At 29.5% G+C, this 18,917-nt stretch carries 12 protein-coding genes, 7 tRNA genes and 1 other annotated feature; of the genes, 18 read left to right on the top strand and 1 reads right to left on the bottom strand.

Annotated features, from left to right (window positions below; translation table 11 throughout):
* Nucleotides 1-84 precede the first annotated feature (84 nt).
* The 18 genes from I2E83_RS09480 (at nucleotide 85) to murD (ending at nucleotide 17,385) form a co-directional block, all read left to right on the top strand.
* Nucleotides 85-171 (top strand) — tRNA-Leu (locus tag I2E83_RS09480).
* A 22-nt stretch (nucleotides 172-193) separates the two neighbouring features.
* Nucleotides 194-269, top strand: a tRNA-Met gene (locus I2E83_RS09475).
* A gap of 5 nt (nucleotides 270-274) precedes the next feature.
* Nucleotides 275-351: transfer RNA gene (locus tag I2E83_RS09470), tRNA-Met, on the top strand.
* Between the two features lie 5 nt (nucleotides 352-356).
* Nucleotides 357-443 (top strand) — tRNA-Leu (locus I2E83_RS09465).
* A gap of 431 nt (nucleotides 444-874) precedes the next feature.
* The gene (gene spoIIE / locus I2E83_RS09460; RefSeq protein WP_195429590.1) at nucleotides 875-3,259 is read left to right on the top strand and encodes a stage II sporulation protein E; all 2,385 of its coding nucleotides are present in this window, start codon (nucleotides 875-877) and stop codon (nucleotides 3,257-3,259) included.
* 305 nt (nucleotides 3,260-3,564) lie between these two features.
* A complete protein-coding gene (gene tilS / locus I2E83_RS09455) occupies nucleotides 3,565-4,959 on the top strand; it encodes a tRNA lysidine(34) synthetase TilS (protein WP_195429588.1) in 1,395 nt (464 codons plus the stop codon).
* A 4-nt stretch (nucleotides 4,960-4,963) separates the two neighbouring features.
* Nucleotides 4,964-5,503, top strand: a complete 540-nt coding sequence (gene hpt, locus I2E83_RS09450; protein ID WP_195265915.1) for a hypoxanthine phosphoribosyltransferase — start codon at nucleotides 4,964-4,966, stop codon at nucleotides 5,501-5,503.
* 45 nt (nucleotides 5,504-5,548) lie between these two features.
* Nucleotides 5,549-7,351: an ATP-dependent zinc metalloprotease FtsH gene (ftsH, locus tag I2E83_RS09445; protein WP_195265913.1), complete on the top strand. Its 1,803-nt coding sequence runs from the start codon at nucleotides 5,549-5,551 to the stop codon at nucleotides 7,349-7,351.
* A 318-nt stretch (nucleotides 7,352-7,669) separates the two neighbouring features.
* The gene (locus tag I2E83_RS09440) at nucleotides 7,670-9,340 is read left to right on the top strand and encodes a formate--tetrahydrofolate ligase (RefSeq protein WP_195429586.1); all 1,671 of its coding nucleotides are present in this window, start codon (nucleotides 7,670-7,672) and stop codon (nucleotides 9,338-9,340) included.
* Nucleotides 9,341-9,472: 132 nt separating this feature from the next.
* The gene (locus I2E83_RS09435) at nucleotides 9,473-10,252 is read left to right on the top strand and encodes a type III pantothenate kinase (protein WP_195265910.1); all 780 of its coding nucleotides are present in this window, start codon (nucleotides 9,473-9,475) and stop codon (nucleotides 10,250-10,252) included.
* A gap of 6 nt (nucleotides 10,253-10,258) precedes the next feature.
* Nucleotides 10,259-11,245: a tRNA dihydrouridine synthase DusB gene (gene dusB, locus I2E83_RS09430; protein ID WP_195265909.1), complete on the top strand. Its 987-nt coding sequence runs from the start codon at nucleotides 10,259-10,261 to the stop codon at nucleotides 11,243-11,245.
* A gap of 213 nt (nucleotides 11,246-11,458) precedes the next feature.
* The gene (gene greA / locus I2E83_RS09425; protein WP_195265907.1) at nucleotides 11,459-11,941 is read left to right on the top strand and encodes a transcription elongation factor GreA; all 483 of its coding nucleotides are present in this window, start codon (nucleotides 11,459-11,461) and stop codon (nucleotides 11,939-11,941) included.
* 14 nt (nucleotides 11,942-11,955) lie between these two features.
* Nucleotides 11,956-13,461, top strand: a complete 1,506-nt coding sequence (gene lysS, locus I2E83_RS09420) for a lysine--tRNA ligase (protein WP_195265905.1) — start codon at nucleotides 11,956-11,958, stop codon at nucleotides 13,459-13,461.
* 164 nt (nucleotides 13,462-13,625) lie between these two features.
* A tRNA-Asn gene (locus tag I2E83_RS09415) sits at nucleotides 13,626-13,700 on the top strand.
* Nucleotides 13,701-13,731: 31 nt separating this feature from the next.
* Nucleotides 13,732-13,806 (top strand) — tRNA-Asn (locus tag I2E83_RS09410).
* Between the two features lie 31 nt (nucleotides 13,807-13,837).
* Nucleotides 13,838-13,912 (top strand) — tRNA-Asn (locus tag I2E83_RS09405).
* A gap of 221 nt (nucleotides 13,913-14,133) precedes the next feature.
* Nucleotides 14,134-14,300 (top strand) — a binding site (T-box leader).
* A gap of 44 nt (nucleotides 14,301-14,344) precedes the next feature.
* Nucleotides 14,345-15,736, top strand: a complete 1,392-nt coding sequence (locus I2E83_RS09400) for a glycine--tRNA ligase (protein WP_195265903.1) — start codon at nucleotides 14,345-14,347, stop codon at nucleotides 15,734-15,736.
* A 269-nt stretch (nucleotides 15,737-16,005) separates the two neighbouring features.
* A complete protein-coding gene (murD, locus tag I2E83_RS09395; protein ID WP_195265901.1) occupies nucleotides 16,006-17,385 on the top strand; it encodes a UDP-N-acetylmuramoyl-L-alanine--D-glutamate ligase in 1,380 nt (459 codons plus the stop codon).
* A 32-nt stretch (nucleotides 17,386-17,417) separates the two neighbouring features.
* On the opposite strand, the gene I2E83_RS09390 is transcribed toward murD, so the two are convergent.
* Nucleotides 17,418-18,407, bottom strand: a complete 990-nt coding sequence (locus tag I2E83_RS09390) for a DUF5050 domain-containing protein (RefSeq protein WP_195265899.1) — start codon at nucleotides 18,405-18,407, stop codon at nucleotides 17,418-17,420.
* Nucleotides 18,408-18,917 lie beyond the last annotated feature (510 nt).

The raw sequence follows: 18,917 nt of genomic DNA, 5'->3' as shown, positions 1-18,917 counted from the left end.
AGAAAAAAATTAAAAAATATGTTGACACTATAGAAAACATAATATATAATTAATTTTGTCGCTGAGGGGCGACAGTAAAAACATGCTGAAGTGGCGGAACAGGCAGACGCACAGGACTTAAAATCCTGCGGTAGCGATACCGTACCGGTTCGATTCCGGTCTTCAGCACCAAGCTAAATTCAACTTATAATATCGCGGGGTGGAGCAGTTGGCAGCTCGTCGGGCTCATAACCCGAAGGTCGTAGGTTCAAGTCCTGCCCCCGCAACCATAAATGGCGGAATAGCTCAGCTGGCTAGAGCACTCGGTTCATACCCGAGGTGTCGTAGGTTCAAGTCCTATTTCCGCTACCATATACGCTGAAGTGGCGGAACAGGCAGACGCACAGGACTTAAAATCCTGCGGTAGCGATACCGTACCGGTTCGATTCCGGTCTTCAGCACCAAAAGTACTTAAGATTTCTTAAGTACTTTTTTGTTATATAAAATTTTATTAATTTAAAGACTAGATATAAGTTTAAATATAAAAATTAATAACATAAATTATATGATAAACAAAAATAAAAAATTACTATATTTAAAAATTTTGTTCTTCATAAAGTTTGTTATAGTGACAAAATTGTATTAAAAGTTAAACTATTAAAAGAAATTTATAATAGATATTTATATAATTAAAATACTATATAAACTATCAGTATACATAGAGTTCAAGCAAATTTATATAAATATAATATTAAAAAAGTATCTAAATACATATAAGGAAATTTATATTTTATTGTCCAACGAAAGTGGATAATAGGATACATCATATGACATATATTTCCTAAAAGTAATGCTATAATTTAAATTACATTTTATGGAAGTTGGAGGGGAGTATATGCAATATGGTGTTGATATATCAACATATAAGAGATTAGAAAATAGAAAAAATAAAAAAGAATTAAGATTAAATGGGACGGCTATTAGTGCAATTGCAGCTTTTTTGATAGGATTTTTGTTAAGTAGAGTTTTATTATCTGTAACTATAGATATGGGGATAGCGCCTTTTGGGATTGCATATCTTATTGGAATAAGAAAAGAGAAGGGAAGAGATATATTATTATCTCTATTAGGTATTATTGCTGGATATCTTTCTATATATAAAACTCTGGAAGGAGCAATTGCTTATTGTATAGTAGCTGTTGTAGTAATGCTATATATTGAAATATGTAATAAAATAGAGTTAAAGCAAAGAGACACAGTAACTTTTGGTTTAATATTTTCAACATTTTTTATATATAATTTAATAATAAATAATCAGCCTATAGGCGTTAATTTAACTTTTTCAGCTTTAAAGGTATTGAGTATAATACCTGTTAGGTACATACTTAATTATGCATTGAATTGTGTTGATGAATTAGAAAGTAATTATTTCTTCTCAACAGAAGAATTGATAAGTATAGGGATTTTATTATGCTTATTGGTTGCAGGAATAGGTAACTTAAATATTTTGGGAGTTCATTTAAGAAATATATTAGCGTTAACTATAATAGCTATTTTTGCATATATAGGGGGGACAGGATTAGGATCTGCTATAGGAGTTTCGATGGGGTTTGTCATTGGAATAACTAATAATGATATAATAATATCTATAGGTTTATATAGTTTATGTGGACTTATAATTGGAATATTTAAAGATACGGGAAGGATATTTTCTTCAATAGCATATTCCGTTGTTTACTTCATAGTATCAATGTATTCGGATAAATTTTCTATTTATGGAGGAATAGAAGTAGTAGTAGCTATAGTAATTTTAATTAGTATTCCTAAAAAGGTTATAGAATATATAAATAAGGAATTTAATCAAGAAAAAAAGGCAGAAATTATTAATGATATACATCTAAATGGTGTAAAAAATGAGTTTGTTGATAGGCTTAACTCAATGAAATCGATATTGTCAAGTTTATCATCATCAATATTGAATTTGGGAGAAAATGATATTTTATCATTAAATAATAAAGGAACTGCTATGGTAGAGAGCTTAGCAGATAGAGTATGTTACAATTGTGAGCTTAGACAGAGGTGTTGGGATCGTAATTTACATTCTACTTTTGAAGGTTTTTCTGAACTTATAAGTAGTTGTGAAAATAATGATATATATTTTCCGCAAGATTTAGAAAAGAAATGCGTAAAGAAAAGAAGTTTAATGAAAAATGCTCAAGAAATTGTAAATAATTATACTGTTAATGAAGCTTTAAAAACAAGGTTAACAGAAGGAAGAAACTTAATTGCAAATCATATAAATAATATATCTCAAACTATGGGAGATATGATAAGAGATTTTGAAAAAGATATATCTATATGCTCAGAAATAGACAAGGTATTAAAGAAGGCCTTAAGTAAAAATAAAATAGAATATAAGGATGTATTTTGCTATTTAGATAGAAAAGGTAGAATGAAAATAAAATTAACTTTAAATAACTGTGAAGGTGGATGTTATTGTGCTAAGAACATATTACCTGTAATTAATGGGCTAGTGAGAGTTCCAGTATCAATATCAAGTGAAGGTTGCAGGATAGATCCTGATACAAATGATTGCTCAATTATAATAGAAGAGACTCCTAAATATCATATGACTTCTTATGCTGCAACAAGAGCTAAAGATGGCGAAACTTCAATAGGAGACAGTTATAGTTTTTCTAAAAATAATGATGGCACATATTTAACTATAGTAAGTGATGGAATGGGTTCTGGTCCTGAGGCTGGAACAGAAAGTGGACTAGCTGTTGATTTAATTGAAAGGTTTATAGAAAATGGATTTAGTGAAAAAACAGCTATAAATACAGTTAATTCTATTATGGCTATGAAGTTTAATGAAGATGAAAAATTTACTACTATGGATTTAAGCGTAGTTGATTTATATACTGGTGAAACAGAGTTTATAAAGATAGGTGGAGTTGTTAGTTTTATAAAAAGAGGACAAGATGTTAAAGTTGTTAAATCTAGCAGTTTACCTTTTGGAATATTAGATAGTGTAGATATAAGTTCAGAGAAAGTAAAACTAAAACACGGTGATATAATAGTTTCAATTAGTGATGGTGTTTTAGATATAGATAAAAATAATGTTGGAAGCTATTCTTGGTTACAGGAATATTTACAATATGCAGATACAAATCCAGCAGCGTTATCTAGAGATATTCTTGAAAAGGCGATAGTGTTAAGTGGTGGAAAGGTATGGGATGATATGACAGTTTTGGTTTCCAAAATGTACTCTGTTTATTAATAGGAGGATTAAATAAAAGAGGATGGGATATAAATTCGGTATCTCATCTTCTTCAATTTTTGATGTTGAAAAAATTAGCAATCATAATTGTTTACATATATATATGTTAAGGTTATTATATTATATATGTTTTAATTATTCATATGGAATATGATATATAGCTTAAAAGTTTTATGTTTAATTAAATAAGTTCATAACATTATTAATATTATTTAAGTATTATAAGAAAAATATTATTTAGACTGTATTAGGGAAGTGATTATTAGGAATTATATAATAAAATAAATATACTGAGGAGCATAAATGTGATAAACAAAGTAAAGGATTTTATAATTAAAAATGATCTTATACAAGATGGAGATAGAGTTTTGGTTGCTTTATCTGGAGGGCCTGACTCTGTTTGTTTACTTCATATACTTTATAAGTTAAGAAACTCTCTAAATATAGATATAGGAGCAGCTCATGTTAATCATATGTTAAGGGGGCAGGATGCTTTCAATGATGAAGAATATGCAAAAAAAATATGTGAAGAATTTAATATAGATTTTTATTCAAAAAGAATTAATATAGATGAAATAGCTAAAGAAAAAAGTATTTCTCATGAAATGGCAGGAAGAGAAGAAAGATATAATTTTTTTGATTTTATAAAAAATACACATAATTATAGTAAGATAGCAGTAGCACATAATTCCAATGATCAAGCTGAGACTGTTATCATGAATATGATGAGAGGAGCGGGAATAGAAGGATTATGTGGTATCAGGAGTAAAAGAAAAGGTGGAATAATAAGACCTATATTATGTCTTTCGAGAGATGAGATAGAAAATTATTGTGAAGATAACAATTTAAATCCTAGAATAGATAAAACTAATTTAGAAAATATATATAGTAGAAATAAAGTTAGATTAGATATACTACCTTATATGAAGGATAATTTTAACAAAGATATAATAGAAACTTTGAACAGAATGACAAATTTATTACAAATAGATAATGACTTTATTGAAAAACAATGCAATAATAGTTATAAAAAGTATTGTAATAATAAAAATAATCATATAGTTATATCGAAAGAAGCATTTTTGTTAGATAAAGCTATAATAACAAGAATTATAAAAAAGGCGTTCGTGGAATTTACTGGAAAGTACAATAATTTTGAAATGAAGCATATTTATGAAGTGATTGAGCTTGCAAAAAATTCTACAAACAAAAAAAATGATTTACCTAATGGAATAGTTGCCGAAAATGTATATGGAGATATATACTTAAAAAATAAATCATATGATAAAAAAGAATATGAAGAAAAAGAGGTGTTAATAGGTAAGGATCAATTAAATAAATATACCAGTGAATTTAATAAATATAATATTGATTTTAAGGTTATAAAAGATAAAAATAATATAGAATTTTCTAATAACGTATTAATAAAATATTTTGATTATGATAAGATAAAAGAAAAGCTAATTGTTAGAGAAAGAAAAAATGGGGATAAGATAATTCCACTTGGAATGAAGGGAAGTAAAAAGTTAAAAGATGTATTTATTGATTTAAAGGTTCCATTTGAGGAAAGAGATGAAATCCCAATTTTATGTTTTGATAATGAAATAGCGTGGATAGTAGGGTATAAAGTTTCAGATAAATTTAAGATAACTAAAGAAACTAAAAATATAATAAAAATTACTTTTATTAGAAAGGAATAGGAGAATGATAAGGGACATAAAGGAGATATTACTTACTGAAGAACAAATATCAGTTAAGGTTAAGGAATTAGCAACTAAGATAAGTGAAGATTACAAAGATAAAAATTTACTTATTGTAGGAATTTTAAAGGGTTCAGTTATGTTTGCATCTGATCTTATAAAAAATATAACAATACCATGTGAAATTGATTTTATGGCAGTATCTAGTTATGGAGCTTCTACTGAAACATCAGGAGTAGTTAGAATTTTAAAAGATTTGGATCATAGCATTGAAGGTAAAGACATAATTATAGTAGAAGATATTATAGATAGTGGAGTTACATTAGATTATTTATTAAAATACTTGAAAACTAGAAAAGCTAATAGTATCGAAATAATAACCTTTTTAACTAAGCCATCTAGAAGAATGGTGGATATAGAAGTTAAATATTGTGGATATGAAGTTCCAGATGAATTTTTAGTTGGGTATGGATTAGATTTTTCAGAAAGATATAGAAATCTACCATATGTAGGCATATTAAAAGAAGAAGTATATAAAAATTAAATTTAAAATGCAATATAATAAAACTAGAGGAAAGGGGGGCCTTGAATGAAAAAATATTCAAGTGCAACAGTATGGATATTTGTTATTTTGATACTTTTCTTATCTGCAACATTCTTATGGAATAGCGGTAAGATGGCAGATGAGATATCATACAGTGATTTTCAACAAAAATGGGTTAATGATGAGATAGAAAGTATTATGGTTCATCCAGATAAGATGTTAATTTCAGGAAAAACAAGAGACGATAAGCAATTTAATACATATGCTCCTAGTGAAATGGTGCAGATGTTAATGGCTCAAACTCCTAAAGATGATATAAGAGTAGATTTTAAACAGCCTTCAAATAGTAGTGTATGGATTAGTATAATACCTACAATAATGATAATGGTTCTATTCTTTGTATTCTTCTTTATGATGTCACAACAGTCACAAGGTGGTGGTGGCGGAAGAGGTGTTATGAACTTTGGAAAAAGCAGAGCAAAAGTAATGCCTCCAGATGCAAAAAGAGTTACATTTGATGATGTAGCGGGTGCTGATGAAGAAAAGCAAGAATTAGAAGAGATAGTTGATTTCTTAAAACAACCATCTAGATATACTGAGATGGGAGCTAGAATACCTAAGGGAGTTTTATTAGTAGGACCTCCTGGAACAGGTAAAACCTTATTAGCAAAAGCAATAGCTGGTGAGGCTGGAGTACCTTTCTATAGTATATCAGGATCAGATTTCGTTGAAATGTTCGTTGGTGTTGGTGCATCAAGAGTCAGAGATTTATTTGAGCAAGCTAAAAAGAGTGCTCCATCACTTGTGTTTATAGATGAAATAGATGCAGTAGGTAGACAAAGAGGTGCAGGTCTTGGTGGCGGACATGATGAAAGAGAGCAAACATTAAATCAATTGTTAGTTGAGATGGATGGTTTTGGTGCTAATGAAGGAATAATAATGATTGCAGCAACAAATAGACCTGACATATTAGATCCAGCGTTACTTAGACCAGGTAGATTTGACAGACAAATTGTTGTTGGGGCTCCTGATGTAAAGGGAAGAGAAGAGATACTAAAGGTTCATACTAAGAAAAAGCCTTTATCAGAAGATGTAGAATTAAAAGTATTAGCTAAGAGAACTCCAGGATTTAGTGGGGCAGATTTAGAAAACTTAGCAAATGAGGCAGCGTTATTAGCTGTTAGAAAAAATGAAAAATTAATAGGTATGCAAGATTTTGAAGAAGCTATAACTAGAGTAATAGCTGGACCAGAAAAGAAAAGTAGAGCTATTAATGAACATGATAGAAGGTTAACTGCATATCACGAAGCAGGTCATGCAGTTGTAATGAAACTTTTAGTTCATTCAGATCCAGTTCATGAAATTAGTATAATACCAAGAGGTATGGCTGGTGGCTATACAATGCATTTACCAGAAGAAGATAGATCATATACATCAAAAGAAAAGTTAAAAGATGATATGGTTGGATTACTTGGAGGTAGAGTTGCTGAAAAATTAATATTATCAGATATTAGTACTGGAGCTAAGAATGATATTGATAGAGCGAGTGCTATAGCAAGAGCTATGGTAATGGAATATGGAATGAGCGATAAGCTTGGAACTATCTCATATGGCGGAGATAATAATGAAGTGTTCCTAGGAAGAAACCTAGGACATAGCAGAAACTTCAGTGAAGAAGTTGGAGCAGAAATCGATAAAGAAGTTAAGAGATTTATTGATGAAGCATATGAAAGAGCAGAAAGTTTATTAAGTCAAAATATTAATAAATTACATGCGGTAGCAGCAACTTTATTAGAAAAAGAAAAAATAGATGGTGAAGAATTTGTAAGAATTTTTGAAGCTAGCTAATAATAAGAAAGAGTGGCCATATGGCTACTCTTTCTTATTATAGAGAATTTATTATAAAATTTAAAATTAATTATTAAGATGTAAAAAGGTTGTGTAATATAAGGATTATTCATAAATTTTATTATATGTATTAAAAAATACGAATTATATATTTTGAAATTAAAGCAAGAATAAGAATTTAACACAATATAGCGAATTATAATTAAAAATAATTTAATAATGTTCGAATGAATATTTAAAAGTTATGAAATAGATGATATAATTTATGTATAGAATAAGAATATTAAATAATTTTATAAAAGACAGGAGTGTATTGAGATGAAGAGTGATATTCAAATAGCTCAAGAAGCCAAAATGGAGTATATAACAAAAATAGCAGAAAAGTTAAATTTAACTGAAGATGATATAGAGCAATATGGGAAATATAAATGTAAGTTATCTTTAGATATATTAGAAAAAAATAAGAATAAAGAAAATGGCAAGCTAGTTTTGGTTACTGCAATAAACCCAACACCAGCAGGTGAAGGAAAGTCAACAGTTACAGTTGGCCTAGGGCAAGCACTTTGTAAAATGGGGAAGAATGCAGTTATAGCATTAAGAGAGCCTTCACTTGGACCAGTGTTTGGAATAAAAGGGGGAGCAGCAGGTGGTGGCTATGCTCAAGTAGTACCCATGGAAGATATAAATTTACATTTTACAGGGGATATGCATGCTATTACTAGTGCTAATAACTTATTAGCGGCAGCTATAGATAATCATATACATCAAGGTAATGATTTAAGAATTGATTCAAGAAGAATAGTATTTAAAAGAGTAATGGATATGAATGATAGAGCACTTAGAAATATAGTTGTTGGACTAGGCGGAAAGCTTAATGGTTTTCTAAGAGAAGATGGATTCATGATAACTGTTGCATCAGAAATTATGGCTATTCTATGTTTAGCTAATAGTTTATCAGACCTTAAAGAGAGAATGGGTAATATATTAATAGCTTATGATTTAGATGGAAATCCAGTTTATGCAAAGCAGCTAAATGTGCAAGGAGCAATGGCTTTACTTATGAAAGATGCTATAAAGCCTAATCTAGTTCAAACATTAGAAAATACTCCAACAATAATACATGGAGGACCGTTTGCAAATATAGCTCATGGATGCAACTCTATAATAGCAACAAAAATGGCACTTAAATTAGGTGATATAGTTGTTACTGAAGCAGGGTTCGGTGCTGATTTGGGTGCTGAAAAATTCATGGATATAAAATGTAGATATGGTGAATTAACTCCAGATTGTGTTGTTATAGTCGCAACTGTTAGAGCACTAAAGAATCATGGTGGGGTGAGCAAGGAGATGTTAAACACTCCAGATGTTGAAGCTTTAGCTAAGGGAATAACTAATTTAGAAAAGCAAATTGAAAATATTAAAAAATATAATGTACCAGTAGTTGTAGCTATTAACAAATTTGTAAGTGATAGCAATGAAGAAGTGGAATTTATTATAGATTATTGCAATAAATTAGGTGTTAAGGTTGCTTTATCAGATGTGTGGGCAAAAGGTGGAGAAGGTGGAATTGAGCTAGGAGAAGTTGTTTGTGAGGTATTAGAAAAAGAAAAGTCTAACTTTAAACCAATTTATGATGTAGAAAATACTATTGAAGAAAAGATAAATATAATTGCTAGAGAAATTTATGGAGCAAATAAGGCGGTCTTTACTCCAAATGCCAAAAAACAAATTGAGGAGTTAGAGAGATTTGGATTAGATAAATTACCTATATGTATGGCAAAGACTCAATATTCCTTATCTGATAATCCATCATTAAAAGGTAGACCTGAAAATTTTGAAATAACTGTAAGAGAGATAAGAGTTTCTAATGGAGCTGGGTTTATTGTTGCACTAAATGGTGATATAATGACAATGCCAGGACTTCCAAAGGTTCCAGCCGCAAATAAAATGGATATACTAGATAATGGAGAAATAGTAGGATTATTTTAATATATAGATTTTACAACACTTGACAAATGATTTGTAATTGTTAAAATTAAATTGTTAAATTATTGTGATTATATTTATTTAAATAAAGGCAGCTTTCAAAGCTGCTTTTAATTGTATTAAGGTGGTGCTTGTATGATTTTAGTAGTAGACGTAGGTAATACAAATATAGTCTTGGGAGTATATAATAATTCTGAAAATATTGCTAGCTGGAGAATTTCTACTGATGCAAAAAAAACATCAGATGAATATTCTATTCAAGTTATGCAGCTTTTTATTCAAAGTAATCTAAATCCTAGAGAAGTAAAAGGAATAATAATTTCATCTGTTGTTCCTAATATAATGCATTCATTAGAGAATATGATAAAAAAGAGTTTTGGAATTAATCCTTTAATTGTAGGTCCAGGGGTTAAAACTGGAATAAATATTAAATATGATAATCCAAAGGAAGTGGGAGCTGATAGAATTGTAAATGCTGTAGCTGCTCATGACAAGTATAAGAGAGATCTTATAATAATAGATTTTGGAACAGCAACAACATTTTGTTCATTAACTAAAGAAGCAAACTATCTTGGGGGATGTATTACACCAGGAATAAGAATAGCATCTGATGCTTTATTTGATAGAGCTGCAAAGTTACCGAGAGTAGAATTAGAAGTACCAAAAAATATAATATGTAAAAATACTATATCTAGCATGCAAGCGGGTATAATTTATGGATATATAGGGCAGGTAGAATATATAGTAAATAAAATAAAAAAAGAAATGAAAGATCTTGGTTCAGATGAACCTTTAGTTATAGCGACAGGGGGATTAGCAAAATTAATAGCTAAGGAAACAGACGTTATAGATAAGGTTGATTCTAGTTTAACATTAGAGGGGTTAAGAATAATATACGAAAAAAATAAGGAGTAGTATAATATGAAAATTGGAAACCTAGAATTTGAAAATAATGTTTTTCTAGCACCTATGGCAGGGGTAACAGATATATCTTTTAGAGGACTATGTAAGGAGATGGGATGTGGGTTAGTTTATACAGAGATGGTAAGCGCTAAAGCCCTTTACTATGGAAATGAAAATACAAAGTCATTGCTTAGAATAGCTGATGAAGAAACTCCTGTTGCAGCTCAAATTTTTGGGAATGATCCTAAGATAATGGCTGAAGTAGTACAAAGATATTTTAATGAAAGAGAAGATATTTGTTTAATAGATATAAATATGGGGTGTCCTGTAAATAAAATTACTAAGAATGGGGAAGGATCAGCTTTACTAAAGCATCCGGAGTTAGCAGCCAATATAGTAAGAGAAATTAAAAAGGTATCTACTAAACCAGTAACAGTTAAATTCAGAAAAGGTTGGGATGAAGGAAATATCAATGCTGTTGAATTTGCTAAGGGTCTTGAAGATGCTGGAGTAGATGCGATTACTGTTCATGGAAGAACCAAAGAACAGATGTATGAAGGAAAAGCAGATTGGGATATAATAGGGAAAGTTAAGGATGCTGTTTCAATACCAGTGTTAGGAAATGGAGATGTATTTACAGCAGAAGATGCACTAGAGTTAAAGAATAAAACTAATTGCGATGGAATTATGGTTGCAAGAGGGAGTATGGGGAATCCGTGGATATTTAAGCAAATTGAATATGCCTTAAAAGGAAATTCACCTTTAGAAATAAGTTATTTAGACAGAATAAATATGTGTTTAAGACATTATGAATTAGCAATTAAGTACGATGGCGAGAGAAAAGCTGTGAGGGAAATGAGAAAACATGCATCTTGGTATATGAAGGGATTACCTAAAAGTAATGACATAAGGGGAGTTATGAATACTTTAGAAGATAGCAATTCTGTAATTGAATTGTTAAATAACTATAAGTATGAATTAATAAGAAGTTTCGATAAAGTTTAAATTATATACCTGAATAATAAATTTTTAAAAGAATAAATATATTAAAAGCGAGAATACTATATATCTGTTAAATAAAGATAAAGGGATACCTTTAGCTTATAACTTAGTTGACATATAATACTTGCTGATTTATAATGTTTTAAATGATTTTAAGAATATCAGACCTAGTGTTAGGTATTTAAATAAAAGTAGAAATTTGAAGGGGAGAAAATCATGAGTGAAACTAAAAAGTTCGTAATGACATACGAAGGTGTAAAAAAGTTAGAAGATGAATTAGAATTTTTAAAAACTGTTAAAAGAAAAGAAATAACTGAAAAAATAAAAGTAGCATTAGGATACGGAGATTTAAGCGAAAACTCAGAATATGATGAAGCTAAAAACGAACAAGCATTTACTGAAGGTAGAATTATTCAATTAGAAAATATGCTAAAGAATGCTGTTGTTGTTGATGGATCAGAAATTCCAACAGATAAGGTTGCAGTAGGAACAATAGTTAAAGTTAAGGATTATGAATTTGATGAAGAAGTTGAATATTCAATAGTAGGTTCAGCAGAAGCAGATCCTATGGAATTCAAAATATCAAATGAATCACCAGTAGGAGCTGCTTTATTAGGTAAAAAGGTTGGAGAGATTGTTGAAGTGTTAGTTCCAGGTGGAACAAACAAGTTTGAAGTATTAGGAATAAGAAGAGAGTAACGGAGGGATATTTAATGTCAACTGAGGAAATGAATATACAAGAGTTAGAATCTCAGTTTAGTGAGCAAGAAGCATTAAGAAGAGAAAAACTAATAGAGTTACAAAATCAAGGAAAGGATCCATTTGACGTTTATAAAGTTGAAAGAACACATATGTCAGAGGATGTTAAGGATGATTTTGAAAATTTAGAAGGAACTATAGTTACAGTTGCTGGAAGAATTATGTCTAAGAGGGGTCAAGGAAAAGTTGTATTCTCAGACATACAAGATAGAGATGGAAAAATTCAATTATTTATAAAAATAGATGAAGTAGGAGAAGAAGCCTTAAAATCATATAAAACATATGATTTAGGTGATTGGGTTGTTGCAACTGGAGAAGTGTTTAAAACTAAAACTGGAGAAGTATCAGTTAAAGTTAAGAGCTTCGAATTAATATGTAAATCATTAAAACCATTACCAGAAAAATGGCATGGATTAAAAGATCCAGATTTAAGATATAGACAAAGAGAAGTAGATATGATCTCAAATCCAGAAGTTAAGACTAACTTTATGAAGAGAGCAGCTATACTTAAAGGCGTGAGAGAGTTCTTAGATAACAGAGGATTTATAGAAGTTGAAACTCCAATGCTTGCACCTATAGCAGGAGGAGCATCAGCAAGACCATTTATAACTCATCATAATACTTTAGATATAGATATGTACTTAAGAATAGCTCCAGAATTATATTTAAAGAGATGTATAGTTGCTGGATTAGAAAAAGTTTATGATATGGGAAGAACTTTCAGAAATGAAGGTATGTCTGTAAGACATAATCCTGAGTTTACAATGATAGAATTATATGAAGCATTTTCTGACTATAATGATATGATGGAAATTGCAGAAAATATGATAGCATCAGTATGTGAAAAAGTAAATGGAACAACTAAGGTTAATTATCAAGGTACAGAAATTGACTTTGCACCACCATGGAGAAGAATAACTATGGTTGATGCTGTAAAAGAACATACAGGTATAGATTTTAATGAAATAAAATCAGATGAAGAAGCTCAAACTATAGCTAAAGAAAAGAATTTAGAATTTAAAAAGAATATTAAGCATGTTACAAAAGGTGAAGTGTTAAATGTTCTATTTGAAGAATATGCAGAACAACATATGATACAACCAACCTTTATTTGTGATTATCCAGTAGAAATATCTCCTTTAACTAAAAAGAAAAGAGGAAATGATAAATTTACTGAAAGATTTGAAGGATTTGTATTTGGAAGAGAAATATGTAATGCATATTCCGAATTAAATGACCCAATAGTTCAAAGAGAGAGATTTAATCAACAAGAAAAAGAAAGAGAACTAGGTGACGATGAAGCATACATGATAGATGAAGAGTTTATGAGCGCTTTAGAAACAGGTATGCCTCCAACAGGTGGATTAGGTATAGGTATAGATAGAGTTATAATGTTCTTAACAGATTCAGCATCTATAAGAGATGTTATAATGTTCCCAACAATGAAACCACAAAAATAATATTTTAGGGAGTAAAGTTTTTTGCTCCCATTTTATTTAATTTTATGCAAATGGTTTATTGCTTTTGAATATATTTTTTATTTTTAGAAATTAAAATTAAAAAAATTACAAAAAACACTTGCAATATTAATAAAACTTGATATAATAACTAATGTAGTAAATATTCCGCGATAGCTCAATGGTGGAGCACTCGGCTGTTAACCGATAGGTTGGAGGTTCGAATCCTCTTCGCGGAGCCATTTTAATTTTAAAATTAATTTATAGGAATATTCCGTGGTAGCTCAATGGTGGAGCACTCGGCTGTTAACCGATAGGTTGGAGGTTCGAATCCTCTCCACGGAGCCATTTTAATTTTAAAATTAATTTATAAGAATATTCCGTGGTAGCTCAATGGTGGAGCACTCGGCTGTTAACCGATAGGTTGGAGGTTCGAATCCTCTCCACGGAGCCATTTTTATAAGAGTTTTATAAGAGTAGATAATTTATCTATTGTTATAAAACTCTTTTATTATATAATGATATATAATATTTGAATTCTAGAATTTGAATTATAGTATTTGAAGTTAAGTACAATCAAAATGATATAAGTTATTAATATAATTTAAATATTTAATAAAAAGTCTTTTATACTTGACATATAAAAGGCTTTTGGTAAAATTAATATATAATTTAATAGGTACAATGATAAAGAGGAGTAAACTTAATATTTCTTTTAGAGAGACGATGGTTGGTGTGAATCGTTATTAATTTAAGTTGAAGGGCGCTTTTGAGTATTAACATTGAAAGTTGGGCTAAAGCCAAGAAGGGTGGAACCGCGGAATTGAAATTTCGTCCCTTTAGGTCTGAGGCTTTTTTTATTTATAAAAAAATTGGAGGTATTAAAATGGCAGTAGAAAAAACTATGGAAAAAATAGTTGCTCTTTGTAAGAGTAGAGGTTTTGTATTCCCAGGATCAGAGATATACGGAGGATTAGCGAACTCTTGGGATTACGGTCCATTAGGAGTTGAATTTAAAAATAACGTTAAAAAAGCATGGTGGAAGAAGTTCGTTCAAGAAAGTCCGTATAATGTAGGAGTAGATTGTGCTATATTAATGAATCCAGAAGTATGGGTTGCATCAGGACACGTTGGTGGATTTTCAGATCCTTTAATGGATTGTAAAGAATGTAAAGCAAGATTTAGAGCAGACAAAATTGTAGAAGATCATATGACTGAAAATGGAGCAGAAGTTGCTAGCGCAGATGGATGGTCTAATGAGCAATTAAAGGAATACATAGAAAAGAATAATATAGTATGTCCTAAGTGCGGAAAATTAAATTATACTGATATAAGAAAGTTTAATTTAATGTTTAAAACATTCCAAGGAATAACAGAGGATTCTGCTAGTACAATATACTTAAGACCGGAGACAGCTCAAGGTATATTTGTAAACTTTAAATCAGTGCAAAGAACTTCAAGAAAGAAAGTTCCATTTGGTATTGCTCAAATTGGTAAATCATTTAGAAATGAAATAACTCCAGGAAACTTTACATTTAGAACAAGAGAATTTGAACAAATGGAGTTAGAATTTTTCTGTAAGCCAGGAACAGACTTAGAGTGGTTTAAGTACTGGAAGGATTATTGCTGGAACTTCTTATTAAATCTAGGAGTAGAACAAGATAACTTAAGAATGAGAGATCATGGTGAAGAAGAACTATCATTCTATTCAAATGCAACATCAGATATAGAATACTTATTCCCATTTGGATGGGGTGAATTATGGGGAATAGCTGATAGAACAGATTATGATCTAAAAAAGCATCAAGAACATTCAGGTCAAGATATGAGCTACTTAGATCCAACAACTAACGAAAAATATGTTCCTTATGTTATAGAACCATCTTTAGGAGCTGATAGAGTTGCTTTAGCATTCTTAGTAGATGCATATGATGAAGAAGAGTTAGAAGGTGGAGATGTTAGAACAGTTATGCATTTACATCCAGCTTTAGCTCCATATAAGGCTGCGATTTTACCACTTTCAAAGAAACTTTCCGAAAAAGCCTTAGATGTATATTCTGATTTAAGCAAAAAATTCAATATAGAATATGATGAGGCTGGAAGTATCGGTAAGAGATATAGAAGACAAGACGAAATAGGAACTCCATTCTGTATAACAATAGATTTTGATACTTTAGAAGATGAATCAGTTACTATTAGAAATAGAGATACTATGGAACAAGAGAGAGTAAAAATTTCAGATTTAGAAGCTTACATTGAAAAAAGCTTAGAATTCTAATTCTAAAAAGAGAGGAGATGTTGAAATTCTCCTCTCTTTTGTATTTAATTAATTTAAGTGTTATAATTAGAAGGAATTGGGACAGACTTTAAGAGAGGTTCCAAATTTTACGTTTGGCAAGGAGAAGTTACTAATCCGAACAAATGTGAGAAATGATAATACATATTTAGTTGGTTATAAATGATTTGTTTAATAAGTTTATATTACTAATTTGAACTTACTAAAAAGAGTTTCATATAATATTTTATAGATGGTTTTGGAGGAAGATTATGAAAAAGCAATTTAATGAATTTAAAAGTTTTATAAAAGGGAAAAAAGTTGCTGTTGTAGGAATAGGAGTTAGCAATATACCGCTTATAAGGTTTTTAGTTAAGCTTGGAGCGGTTGTAACTGCATTTGATAAGAAGAATAGAGAAGAGTTAGGTGACATTGCAAAAGAGTTTGATGAATTATCAGTTATCTTAGAACTAGGAGATGGTTACTTAGATAGGTTAACGGGATTTGATGTTGTATTTAAAACTCCTTCAATGAGAATAGATTGTGATGCTTTAGTAAAAGTAAAAAATGAAGGTGCATATATAACTTCAGAAATGGAGGAGTTTGTTAGATATTGTAAGGGGAAAGTTTACGGAATTACAGGAAGTGATGGAAAAACAACAACAACAACGATTATATCAAAGCTTCTAGAAGAAGCAGGATATAAAACGTGGGTTGGTGGAAATATAGGAACCCCATTGTTCTCCGATATAGAAGAAATAGGAGAAGAAGATAAAGTTGTTTTAGAATTATCTAGCTTTCAGCTTATGACTATGGATGCTCCGGTTGATATTGCGATAGTAACAAATCTTGCACCAAATCATTTAGATATGCATCTTGATATGCAAGAATATATAGATGCTAAGAAAAACATATTTTTAAATCAAGATAAAGATGGAGTTTTAATATTAAATAGAGAAAATGAAATAACTCATGGATTCGTTTCAGAGGCAAAAGGAATAGTTAAAGAGTTTAGTTCTAAAAGACAAATTGAAAATGGTGCATACTTAAAGGATAACGTGTTATATCTAGAAGGTAAGATGGTCTGTGATAAAGAAAATATAGCTATTAAAGGAATTCATAATATAGAGAATTATTTAGCTGCATTTTTAGCAACAAAAGATGATGTATCTATAGAGGTTATGAAGAAAGTTGCTGAGAACTTTGGTGGTGTTGAGCATAGATGTGAATTAGTTAGGGAAATTAATGGTGTTAAATATTATAATGACTCTATAGCTTCAAGTCCAACAAGAACATTAGCTGGATTATTCGCTTTTGAAAGAAAAGTAATTTTAATAGCAGGAGGCTATGATAAGCATATTCCTTTTGAGCCTTTAGCAGAGGAAGGATATCCGTATATAAAGGAATTAATATTGCTAGGAGCTACAAAGGATTTAATTAAAGATGCATTTTTAAAATTGAAAGAAGAAAAAGGTATTGAAGTTTCTATAAGTCTGGTAGATACTTTGGAGGATGCTGTATTTAAAGCTAAAGAATTAGCAGTAGAGGGGGATATAGTTACTTTATCACCAGCTTGTGCATCTTTTGATATGTTCCCTAACTTTGCTGAAAGAGGAAATAAATTTAAGGAAATAGTAAATAGAATATCATAAAAAAATAAAAGGCCAGATGGCCTTTTATTTTTTTAGTTTATATTAAGAATTTCTATTTCATTAGTATTTGACGAAGTCTCTATGAAAATTCCCTTATCTGTAGGAAAATATTCATTTGTGAAATCTGAAAATACTTTATTATAATCAAAATTACTATTCTGATCTATAGCTTTAAGTTCATAGATAGAATTTGGATCATTATTATTTATAAAATAAATTTTATCATCGAATTGCTTTAATTTAGTAGCATTAATATCTATAACTTTTTTTACTTCATTATTTGATAAGTCTAAAGAATATAAAGAATTATTATCTGATGTATTTATAAATAATATTTTATTACTATAAGTTATAAAGCTATCTACAGGAGCATCTGTTAATTTGAAGTTTGCACTTTTATCTAATTTTAGGCAGTATAGTTTTGAGGAATCATCCAAATTTTTATAGTATATAGAATTATTATTTACGATAAATTCTCCTACCCTAGTATTTGATAATAATGTTTTAGAGTTAGATTTAACATCAAATGAGTAGATGTTTTGGGTATTTAAATCGGTATAATATAGTTTCTCATTTTGATAAACTAATCCTTTAGGGTAGCTATCATTAATTTTTGTAACATTCTTTTTTTGATAATCTAATTTATAAAGTCCTTTACTATTAGATGTTGATGAAAAGTAGATGAAATTATTATCAGTAGCTAATGAGTCAACAGAATAATCAAAACTATCTACAACTAAATTGTTAGTTATTTTATTTATAGGTTTAGAAATATCTAATATCGATAATTTATTATTGTTAGCAACATTAGGAAAGAATAAATAATTACCTAAAGATATATATTTAGTATAAGTAGAAGTCTTACCTGAAAGAGTTGCTTTAGTATTATTATTTATATTTTCCTTATATGATGTCGATAGAGATGTAGAGTTGGTTGTAGAAGATGTATCTGAATTCTTGTTTACGCAACCTACAAATAAAAATGTTGATATAATTAAAATAAAAAAAGCCCTTTTTACCATATATGCCTCCCAATATTTAATTTGTATTATTTTATAATAATATTTTAGATTAAAATTGATATTAAGTAAAATAAAATTGTGAAAATATAGATAATTTTGATGAAATATGATATTAATTGTGTTAAAACTGTAGAATTAGCAGTTAACTTTGCCTGGTGTATCATTATATGAAAAAAAGAGAATAAATTAGAATTAGCTAGAAATTTAATAATAAAATAAATAAATAATATGAAATTGGAGTTAGGGATAATTATAATCATGATATTATAAATAACGTCGTCGGGAACGAAAGCTAAATAACAAGAAAAATTCAAGAAAAATTGATGACAAAAAAGTGTTGACAATTGAGTAGTGAAATGTTATTATGATAAAGCAGTCGATGAGACGGCAAAGTGTAGATCTTTGAAAATTGAACAGAATATAAGTTAAGTAAAAACCAGCAATTCTTTTAGACGTCTTAAAATTAAGACTCAAAGTAATTTGAGCGAAGAGATTAAACTTTTTATTGAG

The sequence above is a fragment of the Clostridium sp. D46t1_190503_E9 genome (assembly GCF_015555225.1).
Taxonomy (GTDB): Bacteria; Bacillota; Clostridia; order Clostridiales; family Clostridiaceae; genus Clostridium.
The sequence above is the reverse complement of the archived record's forward strand: the minus strand, read 5'-3'. Positions and strand labels throughout refer to the sequence as shown.

Bases quoted from the DNA above. Each gene is read 5' to 3' on its own strand.
- spoIIE (WP_195429590.1), top strand. From the start codon at position 875: ATGCAATATGGTGTTGATATATCAACATATAAGAGATTAGAAAATAGA.
- hpt (WP_195265915.1), top strand. From the start codon at position 4,964: ATGATAAGGGACATAAAGGAGATATTACTTACTGAAGAACAAATATCA.
- ftsH (WP_195265913.1), top strand. From the start codon at position 5,549: ATGAAAAAATATTCAAGTGCAACAGTATGGATATTTGTTATTTTGATA.
- I2E83_RS09440 (WP_195429586.1), top strand. From the start codon at position 7,670: ATGAAGAGTGATATTCAAATAGCTCAAGAAGCCAAAATGGAGTATATA.
- I2E83_RS09435 (WP_195265910.1), top strand. From the start codon at position 9,473: ATGATTTTAGTAGTAGACGTAGGTAATACAAATATAGTCTTGGGAGTA.
- dusB (WP_195265909.1), top strand. From the start codon at position 10,259: ATGAAAATTGGAAACCTAGAATTTGAAAATAATGTTTTTCTAGCACCT.
- greA (WP_195265907.1), top strand. From the start codon at position 11,459: ATGAGTGAAACTAAAAAGTTCGTAATGACATACGAAGGTGTAAAAAAG.
- lysS (WP_195265905.1), top strand. From the start codon at position 11,956: ATGTCAACTGAGGAAATGAATATACAAGAGTTAGAATCTCAGTTTAGT.
- I2E83_RS09400 (WP_195265903.1), top strand. From the start codon at position 14,345: ATGGCAGTAGAAAAAACTATGGAAAAAATAGTTGCTCTTTGTAAGAGT.
- murD (WP_195265901.1), top strand. From the start codon at position 16,006: ATGAAAAAGCAATTTAATGAATTTAAAAGTTTTATAAAAGGGAAAAAA.
- I2E83_RS09390 (WP_195265899.1), bottom strand. From the start codon at position 18,407: ATGGTAAAAAGGGCTTTTTTTATTTTAATTATATCAACATTTTTATTT.